18 protein-coding genes and 1 tRNA gene are annotated in these 19085 nt (G+C 56.2%); 12 read left to right on the top strand and 7 right to left on the bottom strand.

All coding sequences use genetic code 11. The features are described from left to right. The 7 genes from LG383_RS17265 to LG383_RS17235 are packed head-to-tail and all read left to right on the top strand — an operon-like array spanning position 1 to position 8432. Positions 1–2121 (top strand): tyrosine-protein kinase domain-containing protein, encoded by a 2121-nt coding sequence (locus LG383_RS17265; protein WP_166181347.1) that lies wholly within the window; start codon positions 1–3, stop codon positions 2119–2121. Then, positions 2118–3329, top strand: a complete 1212-nt coding sequence (locus tag LG383_RS17260; protein WP_225759771.1) for an oligosaccharide flippase family protein — start codon at positions 2118–2120, stop codon at positions 3327–3329. Before LG383_RS17265 ends, LG383_RS17260 begins: the two co-directional genes overlap by 4 nt. Then, the gene (locus LG383_RS17255; RefSeq protein ID WP_225759770.1) at positions 3326–4702 is read left to right on the top strand and encodes a capsular biosynthesis protein; all 1377 of its coding nucleotides are present in this window, start codon (positions 3326–3328) and stop codon (positions 4700–4702) included. The genes LG383_RS17260 and LG383_RS17255 overlap by 4 nt, the downstream gene beginning before the upstream one ends. Continuing rightward, positions 4699–5697, top strand: a complete 999-nt coding sequence (locus LG383_RS17250; protein WP_106993997.1) for a glycosyltransferase family 2 protein — start codon at positions 4699–4701, stop codon at positions 5695–5697. The genes LG383_RS17255 and LG383_RS17250 overlap by 4 nt, the downstream gene beginning before the upstream one ends. Further along, a complete protein-coding gene (locus tag LG383_RS17245) occupies positions 5697–6908 on the top strand; it encodes a glycosyltransferase family 4 protein (protein WP_106993998.1) in 1212 nt (403 codons plus the stop codon). Before LG383_RS17250 ends, LG383_RS17245 begins: the two co-directional genes overlap by 1 nt. A gap of 1 nt (position 6909) precedes the next feature. Next, positions 6910–8022: a glycosyltransferase family 4 protein gene (locus tag LG383_RS17240; RefSeq protein WP_225759769.1), complete on the top strand. Its 1113-nt coding sequence runs from the start codon at positions 6910–6912 to the stop codon at positions 8020–8022. Positions 8023–8024: 2 nt separating this feature from the next. Further along, entirely contained in the window at positions 8025–8432 is a 408-nt protein-coding gene (locus LG383_RS17235) for a hypothetical protein (protein ID WP_166181352.1), read from the top strand. On the opposite strand, the gene galE is transcribed toward LG383_RS17235, so the two are convergent. Both galE and LG383_RS17225 read right to left on the bottom strand, forming a co-directional pair. After that, on the bottom strand, positions 8433–9449 hold the full coding sequence (galE, locus tag LG383_RS17230; protein ID WP_225759768.1) for a UDP-glucose 4-epimerase GalE: 1017 nt from the start codon (positions 9447–9449) through the stop codon (positions 8433–8435). 121 nt (positions 9450–9570) lie between these two features. Then, positions 9571–10497, bottom strand: a complete 927-nt coding sequence (locus LG383_RS17225) for a hypothetical protein (protein WP_106994002.1) — start codon at positions 10495–10497, stop codon at positions 9571–9573. 196 nt (positions 10498–10693) lie between these two features. On the opposite strand from LG383_RS17225, the gene LG383_RS17220 reads away from it, so the two are divergent. The 3 genes from LG383_RS17220 to LG383_RS17210 all read left to right on the top strand — a co-directional run bounded on the left by LG383_RS17220 (position 10694) and on the right by LG383_RS17210 (position 13014). Next, the gene (locus tag LG383_RS17220) at positions 10694–12118 is read left to right on the top strand and encodes a DUF4832 domain-containing protein (protein ID WP_225759767.1); all 1425 of its coding nucleotides are present in this window, start codon (positions 10694–10696) and stop codon (positions 12116–12118) included. A gap of 120 nt (positions 12119–12238) precedes the next feature. Then, positions 12239–12532, top strand: a complete 294-nt coding sequence (locus tag LG383_RS17215; RefSeq protein ID WP_106994004.1) for a DUF1778 domain-containing protein — start codon at positions 12239–12241, stop codon at positions 12530–12532. Next, positions 12529–13014, top strand: a complete 486-nt coding sequence (locus tag LG383_RS17210) for a GNAT family N-acetyltransferase (RefSeq protein WP_106994005.1) — start codon at positions 12529–12531, stop codon at positions 13012–13014. The genes LG383_RS17215 and LG383_RS17210 overlap by 4 nt, the downstream gene beginning before the upstream one ends. Positions 13015–13275: 261 nt before the next feature. On the opposite strand, the gene LG383_RS17205 is transcribed toward LG383_RS17210, so the two are convergent. Beyond that, positions 13276–13351 (bottom strand) — tRNA-Phe (locus tag LG383_RS17205). A gap of 172 nt (positions 13352–13523) precedes the next feature. On the opposite strand from LG383_RS17205, the gene LG383_RS17200 reads away from it, so the two are divergent. Further along, on the top strand, positions 13524–14366 hold the full coding sequence (locus tag LG383_RS17200) for an AraC family transcriptional regulator (RefSeq protein ID WP_225759766.1): 843 nt from the start codon (positions 13524–13526) through the stop codon (positions 14364–14366). A 36-nt stretch (positions 14367–14402) separates the two neighbouring features. Next, positions 14403–14993, top strand: a complete 591-nt coding sequence (locus LG383_RS17195) for a LysE family translocator (protein ID WP_106994013.1) — start codon at positions 14403–14405, stop codon at positions 14991–14993. Here the strand turns inward: LG383_RS17195 and LG383_RS17190 are convergent. The 4 genes from LG383_RS17190 to LG383_RS17175 all read right to left on the bottom strand — a co-directional run bounded on the left by LG383_RS17190 (position 14990) and on the right by LG383_RS17175 (position 19024). After that, positions 14990–15565 carry a transcriptional regulator gene (locus LG383_RS17190; protein WP_106994014.1) on the bottom strand — a complete coding sequence of 192 codons (576 nt, stop codon included), beginning with the start codon at positions 15563–15565 and terminating at the stop codon, positions 14990–14992. The two genes, LG383_RS17195 and LG383_RS17190, sit on opposite strands and share 4 nt — an antisense overlap. 47 nt (positions 15566–15612) lie before the next feature. After that, positions 15613–17310 (bottom strand): protein-disulfide reductase DsbD, encoded by a 1698-nt coding sequence (locus tag LG383_RS17185; protein ID WP_225759765.1) that lies wholly within the window; start codon positions 17308–17310, stop codon positions 15613–15615. Further along, a complete protein-coding gene (cutA, locus tag LG383_RS17180) occupies positions 17286–17609 on the bottom strand; it encodes a divalent cation tolerance protein CutA (RefSeq protein ID WP_106994016.1) in 324 nt (107 codons plus the stop codon). The genes LG383_RS17185 and cutA overlap by 25 nt, the downstream gene beginning before the upstream one ends. A gap of 113 nt (positions 17610–17722) precedes the next feature. Then, the gene (locus LG383_RS17175) at positions 17723–19024 is read right to left on the bottom strand and encodes an anaerobic C4-dicarboxylate transporter (protein WP_166181360.1); all 1302 of its coding nucleotides are present in this window, start codon (positions 19022–19024) and stop codon (positions 17723–17725) included. Positions 19025–19085: the final 61 nt, after the last annotated feature.

Genomic DNA, 19085 nt, shown 5'->3' with positions numbered 1-19085 from the left:
ATGAAACTATCAATAGTGGAAAATGGCAAAAAGCGAGAAAGCGCTATCGATATCGCCAGATTTGCCAGTGAAATAAAAAAGAACCTCTGGAAAATCATTCTCTCCGGCATTATTGCCGGGGCGATTGCCTGGCCACTAATGAGTTTGATGCCGTCAAAATATGTCTCTACGGCCACGGTCCTGCTCAAAGCCCAGCCCGATAATGTCACCCCTTTCCAGAAGGTTGAGGGATATGACTCAACCCGTAACGGGTATTACGAAACTCAAAACGCGCTGATGCAGTCGCGCGTGGTGCTTGAGCAGGCGGTGCGTACCCTGAAGCTGGATCAAAATCCCGCGTTCACCGGCAGCAACGATGACGGCGCAACGGGGAAAGAGAGCGAGCAGCAGCGGATCGACAATGCGCTGAAAACGTTGAGCAAGAACCTCACCATTAACAGCGTGCGTACCACCCATCTGGCCACCGTCTCGTATGAGTCCACCTCGCCGCAGCTGTCGGCTGATATTGCCAACGGGGTGGCTGAGTCGTTTATCAATTACAGCTTAGGGCTCAAGCAGCAGAAAACGCTGCAGGCCAGCGAAGATAACCAGCACAAGCTGCAGCAGCTCAAGCAGCAGATGATCCAGCAGAAAACCGCGCTGGATGACTATCTGGCGAAAGCGGGGCTACTGACCTTCCGCGGCGTTGACGGGTTTGAAACCGAACAGATGGGCATTGTCACCAACCGTCTGGCGAATGCCACCGAGCGTCGGGTGGCGGCTGAGTCTATCTATAACGAAGTGCGTTCCGGTGGCGGCAGAGCCATCTCGCTGCCGTCGATCTCAAATCATGCCCAGATCCAGGATTTACGCATTGCGTTGATCCAGGCTAACAGCGAGCTTTCTCAGCTGGAGAAATCCTACGGGCCACAGCATGACAAAGTGATCCAGGCGCGGGCCCGTATCAGCGCGATCCAGGCGCAAACGGCGATGACCCTCAGAGAGCAGGAGGCCGGGTTACGCCAGAGCTACGAGGCGGCGGTGGCGGATGAAAAGAATTACCAGAAGCAGCTGGATGAGCAGCGCCAGAACTTCCAGAAGCTGTCGATGAAGCGCGAAGGCTACAACGAGCTGAAGCTGGCGCTGGATAAAACGGAAGAGATGTACAAGGTGGTCTACCAGCGTACGCAGGAGCTGACGCTGCCGGGCACCTATACCGATGCCGACGCGGAGCTCTACGATCCTGCCGTGCCCGCCACGCGTCCTGCGAAGCCGAATAAACCGCTGCTGATGCTGATGATCGTGCTGCTGGTGATGCTCTTCTACGTCATGTACGTGATGGTGAAAGCGGCGACGGATCGGTCCGTGAATACCCTCAGCCAGATGCAGAAACGGCTTAACCTTATGCCGCTGGGGGAGATCCGCCGCTTCAGGGGCGTGGGAGGTCGGGGCAAGATCCGCGATCTGATGTTCAGCGATCCGCTCAATGCCGACGTGATTCACAGCATGCGTACGCAGATCATGCTGAGCAGTCACCCGCTGCAGGTTATCGCCGTCACCTCGGCGGAAGCCGGAGAGGGACGGACGCTGCTGGCGAACCTGCTGGCGAACTCCTTTAGCTTTGACCAGAAAACGCTGCTGATCGATATGGACTTCTTCAACAACGACGGTCTGTCGGGCGAGCTGGGCTCACCAAAAGCGCCGGGCGTGGCGGAAGTGCTGCGCGGTGAAGGCGACACTGACAGCGTGCTGGTGAAGGTCAACGATAAGCTCGATTTCCTGCCGCGCGGCAATACCCCGGTCTCGGCGCTGCTGCTGCTGTCGCCTGAACGGTTAAAACCGCTGCTCGAGACGCTGCGCAGCCGTTATCAGCGCATCATCATTGATGTGGCTGCGGTGAATCAGAGCCAGGAAGTGCAGCTGGTGAGCCAGGTGACGGATGGTCTGATCTTCGTCCTGAAAGCGGGCCAGAACAGTGCCGATACCATCGCCCATGCCGTTGATAAAGCCGCCAGCGATCGCTGCGTGGTGATCGGTGGGGTGCTGAATCAGGTGGTGGATAAAAATCTGGAGAGCAAAGAGGGGCTGCGTTCGCTCAACTACCATACCCATGAATTGATGAACAACACAGGCCGGGCATGAGTCTGCTCAGGAGCGCCTCCACGATCGCAGGGTCATCAGTTATTTCACAGCTGATTGGTGCCCTGTCGATCTGGCTCATTTCGCATAAGTACGATCTTGGCGAAGTGGGACTCTACGCGCTCAACTACAGTATTGCCCTGATTGGGGCCCAGGTCTGTACCTTTGCCTCACAGCTGTTGATCCCCAGGCAGCCGGATGAGGAACTGGCGCAGAACGTGGTGTTTTGTCTCCTGCAAAGCCTGACCATCGCCGTCCCCTATGCCGTGCTGACGGGCTGGCTGTTTCATCAGAACATGCTCTTTCTGTACCTGCTCACGCTCTCGAATACCTGGGTGCTGGTGGCAGAAAACCTGTCGCTGCGGACGGCAAACTTTCGCTTTCTGGTGGTCCAGCGCATCTCCGTTTCGGTGGTGGTGGTGCTGTCCGTCCTGCTCACCAGCCAGGTGATGGCGTTTTACTGGATGTGGGCGATCCTGATGATGGTGCTGACCAGCGCCTGCATCATGCGGGCATTTGATCTTCGCAGCATCACCCTGCATCACCTGCGGCCCTCCAGTAACCTGGCGTTCCTGAAAAAAAATATTCATCACGTTACCAAAGTGGGCAGTGCCGAAGTGCTGGCGATGGCGAGCAACAACCTGCCGATTATGCTGATCAACTTCTGGTTCTCGGCCCTGACGGCGGGCTACTTCTCGGTGGTCAGCCGCTTCTGCCTGGCTCCGGTGGTGATCATCGGCAATGCGGTACGCAATACCATTTTCTCAAAATGGTCGATTGATTTCAGAAACAACATCTTCAACTACGAAGAGTACACAAAGGTCCGTCTGCTGCTGTTGGTGCTGGGAGTGGTCTGCACGCTGGGCGTGTTTATCTTCTACCCGATTGTGATGAATCTGGGCTTCAGCGAGGAGTGGATCGCCTCCGTGCCGACTTCGCGCTATATGCTGCCGTACCTGTTCCCGGCGCTGGCGGTCTGTCCGCTGACGGTGATAGAGCTGATTTTCGGCTCGCACCGCTACTTCCTGCGGATCCAGCTTGAGCAACTGGCGATCGTGGGGATCGCGTTCGTTGTTGTGCCGTATTTCTACAATGACTATGCGACATCCATCATCTTATTTTCGATTCTGACGTTTATCCGCTACGCCTTTATCTACCTGAAGGTGAACAAGCGCGCCGACATTCTGAGAAACGGGTCAGTGACATCATGAATCTTAATACCGGACATTATTTACAGAGCTTCGCGCTGTTTACCCTGATCTTCTGCGGGCTGGTGCAGTATTTTACCGGTGAGCTGGCGGTACTGTGGCTGCCCTTTGTCATGACGCTGCTGATGGCCGGTTTCCTGGTATTGCAGACCCGCGAAGAGCCCATGCGACTGGATGCCCAGGAAGCCATCATCCTGACGCTGTATGGTGCTTTTATCGTACTGGCCGGTATGTCGACCCTCTTTCAGGGCGGGGCGCTGATTACCCTCGTCGGATTCAAGAACGAGATTGGGCTGTCGCTGGTAATGGTCTGCCTGCTGCTGGGCTTCTGCCGGGAATCGCAGATCTATCAGGTGACCCGGGCGCTGTACTGGGTGTTTTACATCCAGTTCCCGGTAGCCATTTACCAGCTGATCTTTGTCCTGCCGGAGCGCGTGGCGCTGCACGGCGAGGCGGAGAAATGGGACTCGGTGGTGGGGACCTTTGGCGGCGATCCTATGGGGGGCGGCAACACTGCCGCGATGGGGCTGTTCTGTCTGCTGATCATGCTGCTGAAAGTTTCGGAATATAAACATGGGCTGGCCAGCTTCAAATCCATGGCGCTGCATATCGTGCTGGGGTTTGTGATGTGCATCATTGGCGAAGTTAAATTCGTGATCCTGCTGTCGCCGCTGCTGCTGGGCTGGGTGTGGCTGACCCCCTCCTGGGTTAAAGAGGCGAGCAAGGTCAACCTGGGCGTGCTGCTCTCTATTCTGATCGGCATGGCGCTGCTGATCGGGCTGGCGGTTGTCGCTCTGGCCTATACCTATTCGACGGCCTACGGCGGCGATACGGCGGAGAACCCCTTCGTGGTCTTCCTCGACTCCATGGATTACATCTTCGATCCGGACTTTATTACCCCCGGCGGGGAAGTGGGCCGCTTCACCTCTCTGCTGTTCTGGGCACAGCATAACGATCTGTCAGGGCTGCCGGGAACGCTGTTCGGCTACGGCCTGAACGCCACCAACAGCGGCAGCGCCGTCTCTCCTGGCTTCCTGCATCAGTATTACAACCTGTATCTCGATAGTACCTCCCTGAGCATGTTGTTATGGGAAGTGGGCGTGGTGGGGACGGTGCTGTTTGTGGGTCTGGTTATCTACATCCTGAAGGCGGTCCGGCCCGAGCCGGTGCTGTCTGTGGAACAGCTCGATAAGCCGGACGTTCAGCTTCTGAGTTTTGCGCCGGCGTTTAACGTCTTCGCCATCGCCTGTCTGCTCAGCCTGCCGTACAGCCAGATACTGATGATTACGCCGATGTTGCAGTTCTTGTTTTATATGTCGTTAGGTTCCAGTTTGATTATTCGCCGGACCGTACGCCGTCATACGGGGCATTATTGATGTACAAACCGTTTATTACCGTCAGTATCAAAACCTTTAACGAAGCCGAATGTATTGAGAAAACCATCGACAGTATCCGCAGCCAGCTGGGTACGTATCCGCATAAAATTATTGTTGCCGACAGTCTTTCAACGGATAACACCCAGCAGTTGGCCAGCGATAAAGGGGTGATGGTGGTGTCGTTAACCGAACCGGCAGACCGCTGCTGCGGCGTCGGGCATCAGCTGGGCTACCTTCACAGCGAAGGGGAGTTTATCCTGCTGATGGATGGCGATATGGAGCTGGAGCCCGGTTTTATCGATCATGCGGTGGCGTTTCTGCAGAATAACCCGACGTACGCTGGCGTGGCCGGTACGGTGGAGATGGATGACGCCTCAAACTACGAATTTACCTCCCGCAAGCAGCGTATCAATAAAATCTACCCGCTGGGGGATAGCGACCATCTGGGCGGTGGCGGCCTGTATCGCCTGTCTGCGATTGCCGATATCGGCTACCTGACCAACCGCAGCCTGCACGCCTATGAAGAGGCGGAGTTAGGCATGCGCCTGCTGGCCGCGGGCTATAAACTGCATCGCCTGAACGTGCCCTATTTCCGTCATACCTCTTACACGATGCCGACCTTCAGGATGCTGCGCTATCGCTGGAAGAGCGGCTTCCATCAGGCGCCCGGCGAGCTGCTGCGCAGCGCGTGGGGGAAACCCTGGTTCCGTGATGCGTTGATGATGGTGAAAAACGAAGTGATCTTTGCGAGCTACATCTTCATCGTACTGATTGCGTTCTTCTCTTTCGACGTCAGCCTGATTGATATCGCGCTGTTGCCGCTGCTGGCCTTTATCCTGCTAAAAACCCTGCGTAACCGCTCATTAAAAAATGGCCTGAACAGCGTGATCAACCTCGCCGTGCTCTCTGCCGGACTGGTGAAAGGTCTTTTCCACCCGCAGCGCGATCCCCGGGTTCCGCCGGATAATAAAGTTATTCATGAACAGGTAGAGTAATGAAAGTCTTACTGGTGAATAAGTTCTTCTTTATCAAAGGAGGCGCTGAGACGGTCTATTTTCAGGAACGTCAGATGCTGAAAGAGGCCGGTGTGGAGGTGATCGATTTCTCCATGCAGCATGAGAAGAACTTTCCGTCTGAGTATGCCGACCACTTCGTCAGCAATGTCGATTACCACAAAGAGGGCGGCCTGCTGGCGGGGGCGAAAACCGCCATCAACTTTATTCACAACCGGGCGGCCTGTAAAAAAATGCGGGCGCTGCTGGAGCAGACCCGCCCGGAGATCGTCCATTTCCACAATATCTATCACCAGCTGACCCCGGCCCTGATCAAGGTCGCCCGGGATTTCGGCTGTAAAACCGTTCTGACCGCCCACGACTATAAGATTATGTGCCCGTCGTACTCGATGCTGCGCGACGGCAAAGTGTGTGACGCCTGCGTCACGGGCAGCGTCTTTAATGCGTTTCGCTATCGCTGCCAGGAGGGATCGGCGTCGAAGAGCCTGCTGCTGTCGCTGGAGGCGACCTGGCAGTACATCGCGCAAAATTATCAGGCGCTGGACGTTATTGTCTCCCCGAGCGAGTTTCTGCGTAGCGAGCTGAAACGCTCCCTGCCGGATTCGCGCATCGATGTGATTGTGAACGGTATCGACGACAGCCACACGCCGGAGGCGGGGAAGGATGAGGGATACCTGCTGTACGTCGGGCGTTTGAGCCGGGAGAAAGGGGTCCCGACCCTGGCCCGGGCGCATCAGCTCATGCGCAATCACATGCCGTTAAAAATCGTCGGCCACGGGCCGCTGTATGACGAGATGGTGGTGGACTATCCCAACGCGGAGTTCCTCGGCTATGTGCAGCAGGGCCCGGCGCTGGATGCGTTGATTCAAAACGCCCGGGCCGTGGTGCTGCCGTCAGAGTGTTATGAAAACTGCTCCATGGCGGTGCTGGAGGCGATGTCATTCGCCCGGGCCGTGGTGGGCGCCCGCATCGGCGGGATCCCGGAGCAGGTACGTCACGGTGTGGAAGGATTGCTGTTTGAACCTGGCAACGCTCAGGATCTGGCCGATGCGCTGGACGTGATGGCGGAAAACCCGGCGCAGGCCCATGCGATGGGGCTGAAAGGCCGGGTACGGCTTTGCCAGAAATACTCACTGCGCAAGCACATGGAGACGTTGCAGTCGCTCTATCGCGAACTGCTCGACAGGCCATAATATGCCAAAAAAAATCACGGTGTTGGGTACCCGCGGGATCCCCGATGTATTAGGCGGCGTCGAAACCCATTGTCAGAATCTGTATCCGGCTATCCGCCAGCAATATGACGTGGAGATCTGCGTGATCGCCCGGTCACCCTATGTCCACTACCGGCGCTCGAGCTATAAAAATGTCGAGACGCTGGCGATCTGGGCGCCCAAAAAACGCAGTTTCGAAGCCATTGTGCATTCTGTTATTGCGGCGTTGAGGACATTCGTTGACCGATCCGATATTGTGCATGTTCACGCCATCGGACCCGGCCTCGTGGTGCCGTTGCTACGCCTGATGGGCAAACGTGTGGTCTTTACCCATCATGGGCCGGACTACGAGCGCCAGAAGTGGGGCAGGATGGCGAAAAAAATCCTGATGCTCGGTGAGAAAGTGGCGGTGAAATATGCCCACGAAGTGATTGTTATTTCTGAGGTGATCAACCAGCTGATCCAACAGAAATACCATCGCTACAATGCGCATCTGGTTTATAACGGCGTTAACGTGCCGGAGCCGCTGGCTGACGAGACCATCGACAGGATCCTCGGGCGGTATGAGTTGCAGCCCGGGCGTTATATCGTGATGGTCGGGCGGTTCGTTGAAGAGAAGGGGATGCATGATGCCATCGCCGCGTACCAGCAGTCGGGCCTGACGCTGCCGCTGGTATTGGTCGGGGATGCGGATCATGATACGGAGTACAGTATCCACCTGAAACAGCTGGCGTTTCAAACGCCCGGCGTCGTGATGACCGGCTTTTTAAAAGGTGAGGCGCTGCAGGTCGTCTTCTCTCAGGCCTCGCTGTTTGTGATGCCTTCGTACCATGAGGGACTGCCCATTGCGCTGCTGGAGGCGATGTCGTTTTCGCTCCCGGTGGTGGTGAGCGATATTTTGCCGAACCTTGAGGTCGGCTTACCGGCTGAGACCAGTTTTAAGCTGGGTAATGTCGCTGATCTGGCAGATAAAATGTCCCGATGGGCGGACTCACCCCGGATTGATTACGGCGATTTTTTGCAGCGTTACAGCTGGGATGAGATCGCCAGAAAGACCGTGTCCATTTACCATAGATTAGACAAAACAATAGGTTAAAATTGACCAGTAAGCCCCGAAACCCGATTGTTATCGACCGTTTTTATGAAGTGCTTGATAAGGATGTCAGCGCCCAGCTGACCCCGGAGCAAAAAGAGGAGATCGAGAGCGCGATTGTCTCGGTTACCCTGGCGTCGCGGCACCGGATCGATTTCCGTAAAAGTTTTCCTTTCTTCGGCAAACGCCTCTATATGGTGTTCCTGCTGGGACGGGATCTGCGTGCCCGCTCGCGTCCGGAGTCAAAGCTGTCGCGTATCGTGGTGACGTTTCTTATCCTGTTCGCCACCCTGTTCCTGCTGTGTTGCGTGCTGCTGACGTTGTACATGATCAAATCTGCGCTGGGCATAGACGTTTTCCAGAACTACCACGTCGGGATTTGGGACTGGTGGCTCAATCTGAAATACCAGTAATCAGGCGCTGTAACCGCCGGGATTGTTCTTCTGCCAGTTCCAGGCGTCGCGCATCATCTCCTCGAGATTGCGCGTGGCCTGCCATCCCAGCTGCTGGCGTGCCAGCGATGAGTCCGACCAGCACTCTGCCACGTCGCCGGAACGTCTGCCGACAACCCGGTAGTTAATCTTGGTCTGCGCGGCTTTTTCAAAAGCCTTGATCAGGTCCATCACCGAATAGCCCACCCCGGTACCGAGATTGATGGTCTTAAATGCCTCACCCTCATCTTTATGATCCAGCGCGGCCAGATGGCCGTGGGCGAGATCCATCACGTGAATATAGTCCCGCACGCCGGTGCCGTCCGGCGTCGGATAATCATCCCCAAAGACCGTCAGGCACGGCAGCTTGCCGATGGCCACCTGAGAAATATAGGGCACCAGGTTATTCGGAATACCGTTCGGATCTTCCCCCAGACGCCCGGAGGGATGCGCGCCAACGGGATTGAAATAGCGCAGACAGGTGATCCTGAAGTGCGGCTCGGCGACGGAAAAATCAGCTAAAATCTGCTCCACCATCAGCTTGGAGGTACCGTACGGATTGGTGGTACCGCCGGTGCGCGACTGCTCGCTTAAAGGCACCGATTCGGGATTGCCATACACCGTGGCCGAGGAGCTGAAAATAAGACTGTGGACGCCCGCGCGCTGCATTTCATCCAGCAGCACTAAGGTCCCGACAACATTATTTTCATAATAGGCGAGGGGCTGGGCAATGGACTCTGAAACGGATTTAAGACCGGCGAAATGGATAACGTCGGTGATGGTGTGTTGCGAGAAAAGGGTTTTTAATGCGTGACGATCCAGAATATCAGCGATGCAAATTACTGGCTGTTTGCCGGTTAATTCTGCGACCCGGAGTAATGACTCCTGCGAGGCATTAGAAAGGTTATCAAGGACGACAACGTCTTCGCCTCTCTCCAGTAATGCCAGCACCGTATGAGAACCAATATAGCCTGCGCCACCCGTGACCAGAATTGCCATAATAAATCCCCCAAAACGCCATCACCAGCCGACACAAAGAGCTGCCGGAACAGAGATGCGCTTTCGCAGTATTTTATTTTGCCGCTCTGGTTAGCGTAGTGCGGCTTCCCGATATTGTCACTTAGTTGAAAAGCCGCTTACGGTGATTAACCATAATTTTATACGCCAGCTTTTTAAGCGTAGAGAGCAGGCTGAAGGTCAGGTGCTTGGTATCGTAGACAATATAGTTGTCGGTGAAGTTTAAGGTGTGGATCCCATCGCTGTTGTTAATCGACGCACTTATTTTCCCCACCAGTTTCTCCTGGTATTTATGCGGGGTTAACGTGGTCAATTCCTTAATGAAGATGGATTTCCCGTATACCTCAGGATGGCTCTCCTGGGTAAAGATGTAGGTTTTATTGTTGATGGAGTACGGCTTACCGGCCCCGCGAAAATGAACGTTGCAGACATCCAGGTTCGGGGAGATCAGGGTCCAGTCGCCCAGAATGCCCTCTGAGGTGTGAATCACCAGCTCGTTATCCATGGTGGTTGAGACCATGTAACTGACGCCATTCAACTCAAAGACCACGTTATCCGTGACGGCCATATCGGAGACCAGCACTTTGACCTTTTCCCAGCGCGCGGGGAAGTCGACGGACTGGAACAGAATCACTTCTTTGCGTTCTGACGACTCCGGGATCATGAACAGTTTCCCGTCGAGCTGGAACAGAAAGGGAAAAGAGAGATGGCATTTTAAGTCATCAAATCCTTCCAGCTTCAGATCATCGATCTCGTCGAGATTTTTATTGAGGATACGGCAGCGCAGTACCCCCTTCGAATTCAGAAAAGAAAACGCTTCATAAAAAACATACAGCAGATCGTTTTTATCAATAATAAAAGGATCGGCCTGGAAGGTATATTTTTTATCAAGCTGCTGTGCTTTGCTGGTACGCAGGATATCCAGCGTGTTTTCCGGGAAAACGTGCTGGCCATGGCTGTTAATGACCATGATGTCCCAGGACTCATGGAAGAACAGCTTTTTGATTATCCTGTTATTTTTATTAAACATTTTGCCGTGCGTCCCATCAAAAGGTATTAATAAATCCGGAAAGGAAAAGGATATTTCATAGTATAACAACCTTATGACGAATGGTTAGGCAAAGAAATAATAGGAATGGGTGAGTCCGGGATATATCGTATGAAATAAAATAAACTTTAATTCTGCCACAGCTTTATTAACTGGCCCCAGGGTAAAGGAACATTCAATGCGCGTAGACAATCTGTCATGCAAAAAAAGTCGGTGGTGGCTGCTTGTTGCTGGGGGGCTCACCCTCTCATCGGGCTGGGCGAAGGCGGAGAGTACGGAGCTGCTGCAAACGGTGAATCCTCCGGCCATCAGTGGACTGTTGACCAACCCGGGCAGTGGCGTGGCCCGTTTTCACGACCAGGACTTAAGCGTCGCGCAATATCCGGCGACAGGCCTCGAGTATCGTCGCTATTACTGGAGCGAAGTGGAACCAAAGGAGGGGCAGTACAATTTTGCGCTGGTGGATGAGGGGTTTGCCGCTGCGGCAGCGCATCAGCCGGCGATGAACGTTGGCCTGCGGTTTATGATCCTTGATGGACCAGAGTCGGGCTCAGAGATCCCGCAGTGGCTGATCGATAAAGGTATCAAAGGCAGCTGGACACCGGATCATAAAACCTTTGTCCCGGATCTGGACGATCCCACCTATCTGGCTTACGCCCAGCGTCTCCTTCAGGCGTTTGGCGCGCGTTATAACAACAATCCGGAGCTGGCTTTTATCGATATCGGGATGGTTGGCGCATGGGGAGAGTGGCACAACAGCAACTTCCCGACCCTGCAACCGTTGCAGGAACGCTATCCTCCAGCGCTGCTTAACCGCTATGTCGACATGCACTTCAGCGCCTTCCCTGATACTCCTAAAATCATGCTGCTCAACGGCTATGATTCTGTGGCTTATGCGGCAAAGAGAGGGGCGGGCTGGCGGGCGGACTGCCTCGGCGACTGGCGCAACTTTAGCCGCACCTGGAGCCACATGAGCAATGATTATCCGGAGCGCATTGCGGCGGCAGACGCGGCCTGGCCGGGGTTTACCCAGGCGTGGAAAAAAGCCCCCGTCAGCCTGGAGATCTGCGGCCATATGGCGGAATGGCTGAGCGAGCAGAAGTATACCCGGGAAGAGGTGCAGGCCACCTTTGACTGGGCCCTGGCGCAGCATGCCAGCACCCTGAACCTGAAATCCACCGATGTGCCGCAGGTATACCGCGATATCCTCGACAAGGCGCTGGCAAAAATCGGTTACCGCTTCCGGGTGGTGTCGCTGACCCATTCGGCAAGCGCCCGCCCGGGTCAGGCGGTTTCCCTCAATAGCCAGTGGGCCAACGACGGCGTGGCGCCGATTTATTTGCGCTATACCCTCGCCTGGCGTCTACAGGACCCGCGCGGGAACACGGTCGCGCAGGGCAGCGCCGGGGATGATATCCGCCAGTGGCTACCGGGCAGGCACAGCTCGGCATATCAGCTGGCCACCCCGCGTAATCTGCAGGCAGGACGCTATCAGCTGGATGTGGGGTTGGTGGATAAAAACAACAAAGCGCGTATTCAGCTTGCCAACGAAGGGAAGCTGAGCGATGGCTGGTACAGGCTGTCGTCGGTGATGATTGAGTGAGGGCGCAGAAAAGCATTTGGTTCGCTACTCTGGTTCGTTTCCTTCTAAATCTATCGTAATGACATCTGCGTTACGTTTGTTGTATACTTAATATCCACATAAATCCAGGAGGACAACCCCATGCCAGCCGCAAACAGTATGGCGATTAAACGCGAAACTCTGAACTTGCGCATCAGACCCGCTGAGCGCGATCTCATCGATCGAGCGGCGAAAGCAAGAGGGAAAAACCGCACTGACTTTGTGTTGGAGGCCGCCCGTGCCGCCGCCGAGGAAGCGCTGATCGAGCAACGTATCATCATGGCCGATCCGCAAGCTTATCAGGAATTTCTTGCCCGTCTGGACCAGGCTCCTGCGCCCAATGCCGCGCTGCGTAAAACCATGCAGACCCCTGCGCCGTGGGAGCAGGAAAAGTGATCTCCGCGCCAGAACCGCTTCATGCCGGGCATATTCCTACCTCGTTTTGCTGCGGTGTGGATTCTATGGATAACTGGCTGAAACAGCGGGCGATGAAGAACCAGCTTTCTGGCGCATCCCGTACGTTTGTCTGCTGCGACGATGCTAAGGTGATGGCTTACTACTCGCTGGCTTCAAGCGCTGTGGTGACAAATAATGCGCCCGGTCGCTTCCGCCGCAATATGCCTGATCCTATCCCGGTTGTAGTGCTGGGCCGTCTGGCAGTGGATAAATCATTGCACGGGCAGGGCCTCGGGCGTGCGCTGATACGGGATGCCGGGCTGCGGGTGATTCAGGTGGCAGAGACTATTGGCATTCGCGGGATGCTTGTTCACGCTCTGTCGGATGAAGCGCGAGAGTTTTACCTGCGGGTGGGGTTTGAGCCGTCGCCAATGGATCCGATGATGTTGATGGTGACGTTGGGGGATTTGGTAAATGCATGATTGATACTATTTGCAACCAATAAGGTGGTAGGGTCGTCTATTTAGATGCGGTATTAGCAAAAAGCAAAAACCCGCCTTTGGGGCGGGTTCTTTAAATAGTGGTGCCCGGACTCGGACTAACGCCGAAGGCGTTGAACAACGCGCTCGTCGCGCTGGCCCCGAAGGGGTGAGCCGCTGGCGGCGAATAATCGAACGTAGTTCGATGGAGAGTCCGGTTCTCCAAAAGCAAAAACCCGCCTTTTGGGCGGGTTCTTTAAATAGTGGTGCCCGGACTCGGAATCGAACCAAGGACACGGGGATTTTCAATCCCCTGCTCTACCGACTGAGCTATCCGGGCAACGGGGCGCATTAAACCGCAATCACGTACGGTCGTCAACCTTATTTCGGGAAAAGCTGTTCAACTGCTTAAGTTTGCGGCAATCTGTCGGTTTGCGCGGCGATTTTGCACAAATCTTCCAGACACAGAGGTAAACCCGGGCAATGCTGACAGCGAAAAAGGGGGCGCGACAGTGAACGACTGGCTTGAGCTGCGACAGCATGCAGATACGGGAATTGAAACCATCAAGGCGCACTTTGAAGGGCACGCCTACGATCCGCACTGGCACGACAGCTATCTGGTGGGGATCACCCTCAGCGGCACCCAGCAGTTTCATTGCCGCCGGGAGCGCCACCGTAGCCATCCGGGGGATGCGTTCCTGCTTGAACCAGGCGAGATCCACGACGGCGACGCGCCGGTTGCGGGCGGCTTCACCTATCTGACGTTCTATCTCGACGAGCGCTGGCTCACCCATACCCTGCACGGCCTGTATGATTCCACGCCCGGCAGTTATTCTCTGCATTTCACCCAAACCCTGACTCGCGAGCCGCAGCTGGTGCGCACCATAGGCGACACCTTTGCGACGCTGCACAATGATGAGATGAAGATCGTCCAGCAAAGCACAATGGATAATCTGCTGGCGCAGCTCACCTCCCACTGTCACTGGCGCAAAAAATTACCCTCACAGTTGCAGAGCGCGGCAGTGGCGCACCGGGCGCGGGACTATCTCTATGCCCATCTCGGCGACAATATTGGTCTCTCCGACCTGGCCCGGGAGACCGGCACCGATCGCTTCACGCTCACCCGCTGCTTCAAGCGCGAGTTCCACCTGGCGCCCCATGCCTGGCTGATTCAGCTGCGGCTGGCGAAAGCGCGGCAGTTTCTGGCGCGCGGGGATCTGCCCGTGGATGTGGCAGCGGCGCTGGGGTTTGCCGACCAAAGCCATTTAGGCCGCTGGTTCCAGCGGGCTTACCGGATCACACCTGCCCATTACCGTCGGTTGTGCACAAACCTTCCAGACGTTTCCAGAAAATAGCGGCACTGTCAGGGCTCTTATAACAAGGAGTCACCTGTGAATCTGATGCCGTTTCTGTTGTTTGCTTTTGTTGCCTCGATAACGCCGGGGCCCACCAATATCCTTATTCTGACCAACAGCCAGCATTATGGGGTAAAGGCGACCCTGCCTGCGCTGGTGAGCGCCTGCGTGGCGGCCAGTGCCATTGTGCTGATTTCGGGAGCCGGGGCGGGTGAGGTGCTGCGCCAGTATCCGCTGGTGCGGCAGGTGATGAGCTGGGCTGGCGTGCTGTGGTTAAGCTGGATGAGCTGGCAGCTGTTTTGTGCGCCCGCGGCAAACTTGTCCGGCGCAACGCATACCCACTTTACCGCGCGCGCGGCGGCGTTATTGCAGGTGATCAACCCTAAAACCTGGATGATGGCGCTGGCGGTGGTCAGCCTGTTTGCTCCGGCGGGAGAGCATGCGTTACGGGATATCGCCCTGATGGCGCTCTGGTTTTTGCTGATCTCCGTTGCCTGCCTGCTGTGTTGGGCATGGCTGGGGCAGGCGGTGAACAGGCTGTTTCGGACCGCGGCGGCGATGGTGCGTTTTCAGCGCCTGATGGCGCTGTGTCTCTTCATTTCTGCCTGGGCGGGGATGCTGGCTTAAGTCAGCGCCCCACCTTTGCGGCACTGCGCGAAGTGCAGAATATCTTCCGCCAGACGCTGTGCCGTATCGACATCGGCCTGGCTGCGGTTCACCAGCATCCGGCTAAGGCACCCTTCCATGATCAGATCCATCTGCTTTGCCACCATCGCCGGATCGTCCACTTCCAGGGTGGTCAGCAGCTCATGCGTAAAGTCATGCGAGGCGCGTTTTTGCTGGTCGGCAAGCTGGTGGATCGGGTGACCCGGATCCGGGAAAAAGGTACAGGCGGCAATAAACAGGCAGCCCGGATAGCGATGATTACGCACGCATTCGGTAAGCGCAGAGTAGCGTGCCAGTAATTTTTGCTCTGCTGAAAGCTCGGTGTTGAGCATCAATTGTCTACGCCAGGTATCTACCTGCTGGCTGAGATAGCGCAGAGAATCATACAGCAGCGCCTCTTTATCGGGCCAGAAACGACGTAGTTCATCCAGAGGATAATTCACGCGCTCGGCAACCATCTCCAGCGAGGTGCTGGCTATCCCTTGAATTTCAAGCAATTGCAGGGTTGCGCCCAGAACATCTTCACGTTGCACGGTTTTCTCCTCCGTTTACTTTCGTACTTTCCCATCTGAAGTGTCGTTTACGGTTGGCGATCGCGCAAATGCGCACTGAACGATGCGGCATCCATAAAACCTGTCACTCGCTGTGCAGGCTGCTCTTCACCTTGTGCGTTGAAAAACAAGATAGTGGGCAGACCGAGCACATTGAGCGCTTTCAGCAGGGCCTTATCCTGCGGGCCGTTCGCCGTAACGTTGGCCTGCAGCAGAACAGTCTCTTTCAGGGCGTTTTGCACCTGCGGATCGCTGAAGGTGTATTTGTCGAACTCTTTGCAGGCGACGCACCAGTCGGCGTAGAGGTCGAGCATCACCGGTTTCCCCTCGGCTTTGGCCAGCGCCTGATGTAACGCGTCGATATTTTCGATCGGCGTGAAATTCAGATGCGCCTGGTTTTGGGCCGCGGGGACACCAAAGGCCCAGTCCTGCAGCGGTCGCACGCTGACCAGCGCGGCGGCCAGGAGCAGGATCTGCACCACCCGGATCCACGGCTTGCGGGCGTTTAAGCTGCTGATAAAGGCCCAGCCAAAGAAGGCGACGCCCAGCATCGCCCACAGACGCAGGCCCCAGACATCGCCGATCACCCGCTCAAGCAGGAACACCGGCAGCGCCAGAATAACAAAACCAAACGCGGTTTTTACCGTCTCCATCCACGGGCCGCTCTTCGGCAGCAGGCGGTTGCCAAATACCGTCACCAGCATCAGCGGCAGGCCCATCCCGAGGGCGTAGAGATACAGCGTGCCGCCGCCGAGCCACATATTCCCGCTCTGGGCGATATAGAGCAGGATCGCGCTGAGCGGGGCGGTGGTGCAGGGCGAGCAGATCAGCCCGGCAATGGCCCCCATGGCAAACACGCCGCCCACAGAGCCGCCCTGCTGGCGATTGCTCATCAGCGTTAAGCGGGTTTGCAGGGAGGAGGGCAGTTGCAGGCTGAACAGGCCAAACATCGACAGCGCCAGCATGATAAAGACCACCGACAGGCCGATAAGCACGTAAGGGTGTTGAAGCGCGGCCTGGAACTGCAGCCCGGCGGCCGCGACCACCAGCCCGAGCGCGGTATAGGTGAGCGCCATCCCCTGTACGTAGATAAATGCCAGCAGCAGCGCGCGGCCGGTGGAGAGTCGCTGTTGACCGCCGAGCACGATGCCGGAGATCAGCGGATACATGGGCAACACGCACGGCGTGAAGGCAATGCCGATGCCGATCAGCAACGCCCAGAAAGCGGAGAAGGGCAGTTCGCCTCCTGCGCTGGTCTTCTTCTCTGAGGGGAGAAGGGAAACCGCAGGGACGGCGGCCGCTTTCACTTCGCTAAGGGGAATAACTTTGGTTTCGGGCGGGTAGCAGAGACCGGCGTCGGCACAGCCTTGATAAGTCACCGTCAGGGTCGCGCCTTTATCCGCCTGCGCGACGGCGACGGGCACCGACAGCTGGCCCCGGTAGATTTCACTTTTGCCGTAGAATTCATCTTCGTGTGCCACCCCGGCGGGCAGCTGAAGAGCGCCGACCTGCGCCTGAGCGGGCGTGATGCTGATCTGCTTGCGATAGAGGTAATATCCCTCCTTCACATTCCAGTTGAGATTCAGTTCATGTTGGTTTTGCTGAAAATCGAAGATAAAAGCCTGATCGGCAGGCGTGAAGTTCGAGCGGCCGGGTGCATCAAACAACCCGGCAAAGACTGACGTGCTGCACAGCAGCAGGATCAGCGTAAGGAAGCGTTGAGCCATGAGAGATAGTCGTTATCGCCGTGGAGCACTGGCAAAACCAGCAGTTCCGGTGTCTGGTAAGGATGATGGGATTTGAGGCAGTCGAGGAGCGCCTGCTGATGGGCCACGCTGGATTTAAGCAGCATCTGCACTTCGTACTCCTGTTCCAGCTTGCCTTCCCAGTAGTAGAGGGAGGTGGCGCCGGGGAGGATGGTCACGCAGGCTGCGAGCTTATCTGCCAGCACTTTGGCGGCAAGATCCTGAGCGGTAGCTTCATCGGGAGCGGTACACAGAACAACAACAGTGTCGGGCGTATTCACAAGTCGACCTCGGTATCGCGAAAAAAATCACTATATCACGACCGGCTGCTGCTCATTAATGAATCGGGCCGCTAAGCGGCCCGACTTTAACTCTTTTTACAACCAAAAGCGGTTTACAGCACAATCCCGCCGATGATGAAGCCAAGGACCACGCACAGGGTAATGGCAATCACGCCCGGGATCAGGAAGGCGTGGTTAAACACATACTTACCGATACGGGTGGAGCCGGTATCATCCATCTCAACCGCAGCCAGCAGGGTCGGGTAGGTTGGCAGCACGAACAGCGCGGAAACCGCAGCAAATGAGGCAATCGCCGTCAGCGGAGAGACGCCCAGCATCAGGGCCGCAGGCATCAGCGCCTTAGTGGTCGCCGCCTGGGAGTAGAGCAGGGTCGCGGCAAAGAACAGCACCACCGCCAGCAGCCACGGATAGTTATGCAGCAGATCGCCGGCGACGGTCTGGATATCGGTGATATGGGCTTTGACGAAGGTGTCGCCCAGCCAGGCCACACCCAGTACGCACACGCAGGCGCTCATACCGGATTTAAAGGTGCTGGCGTTGAGCACTTCGCTGGTGTCGATTTTACAGGTGATGCTAATCAGCGTGGCGATGGTCAGCATGAACACCACGATCGCTTCGTTACGCGGCAGAACCGGGTTCTGAATCAGCCCTACGGTATCGCTGATGGCGGTGGCATAGAACATCACCGCGATAATGCCGATCAGGAACAGCAGTACGGAGCGTTTAGCGTGTGGCTTCAGGACAAAGGCCTGGCTGCCACGCAGCTTCACTTCACCTTTCGCCAGACGTTCCTGATAGACCGGATCGTCTTTCAGCTCGGCGCCAAGGAAGTTACAGAACACCGCGGTGATCATCACCGCAATCAGGGTGACCGGAATACAGATCGACAGCAGCGTCAGGTAGCTCACCCCCATCGGCTCCAGAATACCGGCAAAGAAGACCACCGCAGCGGAAATCGGCGAGGCGGTGATGGCAATCTGCGAGGCGACAACGGCAATCGAGAGCGGACGTGACGGACGGATGCCCTGCTCTTTCGCCACTTCGGTAATCACCGGCAGGGTAGAGAACGCGGTATGGCCGGTCCCGGCCAGAATGGTCATAAACCAGGTGACCAGCGGCGCAAGGAAGGTAATGTATTTCGGATGGCGGCGCAGCATACGCTCCGCCAGGCTCACCAGGTAGTCCATACCGCCCGCAACCTGCATGGCAGCGATAGCGGCGATAACCGCCATGATGATCTCAATAACGTCGAACGGAATAGCGCCGGGTTTAATTTGAAAAAAGAGAGTAAGTACAAGCACGCCAAGACCACCGGCGAAACCGATGCCGATCCCCCCGAGCCTTGCCCCTAAGTATATCGCCAACAGGACGACGACGAGTTCTGCTCCAAACATGAGTGCCTACCTTGCTTATTAACAAGTTGATATTGAATTGTTGTGTTTTGGTAACGCCTAA

It is taken from the genome of Leclercia sp. Marseille-Q4284 (assembly GCF_916618945.1).
In the GTDB taxonomy this organism is placed as follows: Bacteria; Pseudomonadota; Gammaproteobacteria; order Enterobacterales; family Enterobacteriaceae; genus Enterobacter; species Enterobacter tamurae.
The sequence above is the reverse complement of the archived record's forward strand: the minus strand, read 5'-3'. Positions and strand labels throughout refer to the sequence as shown.

Excerpts from the sequence above, each read along its gene's own strand:
- LG383_RS17265 (WP_166181347.1), top strand. The coding sequence starts at position 1 with ATGAAACTATCAATAGTGGAAAATGGCAAAAAGCGAGAAAGCGCTATC.
- LG383_RS17260 (WP_225759771.1), top strand. The coding sequence starts at position 2,118 with ATGAGTCTGCTCAGGAGCGCCTCCACGATCGCAGGGTCATCAGTTATT.
- LG383_RS17255 (WP_225759770.1), top strand. The coding sequence starts at position 3,326 with ATGAATCTTAATACCGGACATTATTTACAGAGCTTCGCGCTGTTTACC.
- LG383_RS17245 (WP_106993998.1), top strand. The coding sequence starts at position 5,697 with ATGAAAGTCTTACTGGTGAATAAGTTCTTCTTTATCAAAGGAGGCGCT.
- LG383_RS17240 (WP_225759769.1), top strand. The coding sequence starts at position 6,910 with ATGCCAAAAAAAATCACGGTGTTGGGTACCCGCGGGATCCCCGATGTA.
- galE (WP_225759768.1), bottom strand. The coding sequence starts at position 9,449 with ATGGCAATTCTGGTCACGGGTGGCGCAGGCTATATTGGTTCTCATACG.
- LG383_RS17225 (WP_106994002.1), bottom strand. The coding sequence starts at position 10,497 with ATGTTTAATAAAAATAACAGGATAATCAAAAAGCTGTTCTTCCATGAG.
- LG383_RS17220 (WP_225759767.1), top strand. The coding sequence starts at position 10,694 with ATGCGCGTAGACAATCTGTCATGCAAAAAAAGTCGGTGGTGGCTGCTT.
- LG383_RS17215 (WP_106994004.1), top strand. The coding sequence starts at position 12,239 with ATGCCAGCCGCAAACAGTATGGCGATTAAACGCGAAACTCTGAACTTG.
- LG383_RS17185 (WP_225759765.1), bottom strand. The coding sequence starts at position 17,310 with ATGGCTCAACGCTTCCTTACGCTGATCCTGCTGCTGTGCAGCACGTCA.
- LG383_RS17175 (WP_166181360.1), bottom strand. The coding sequence starts at position 19,024 with ATGTTTGGAGCAGAACTCGTCGTCGTCCTGTTGGCGATATACTTAGGG.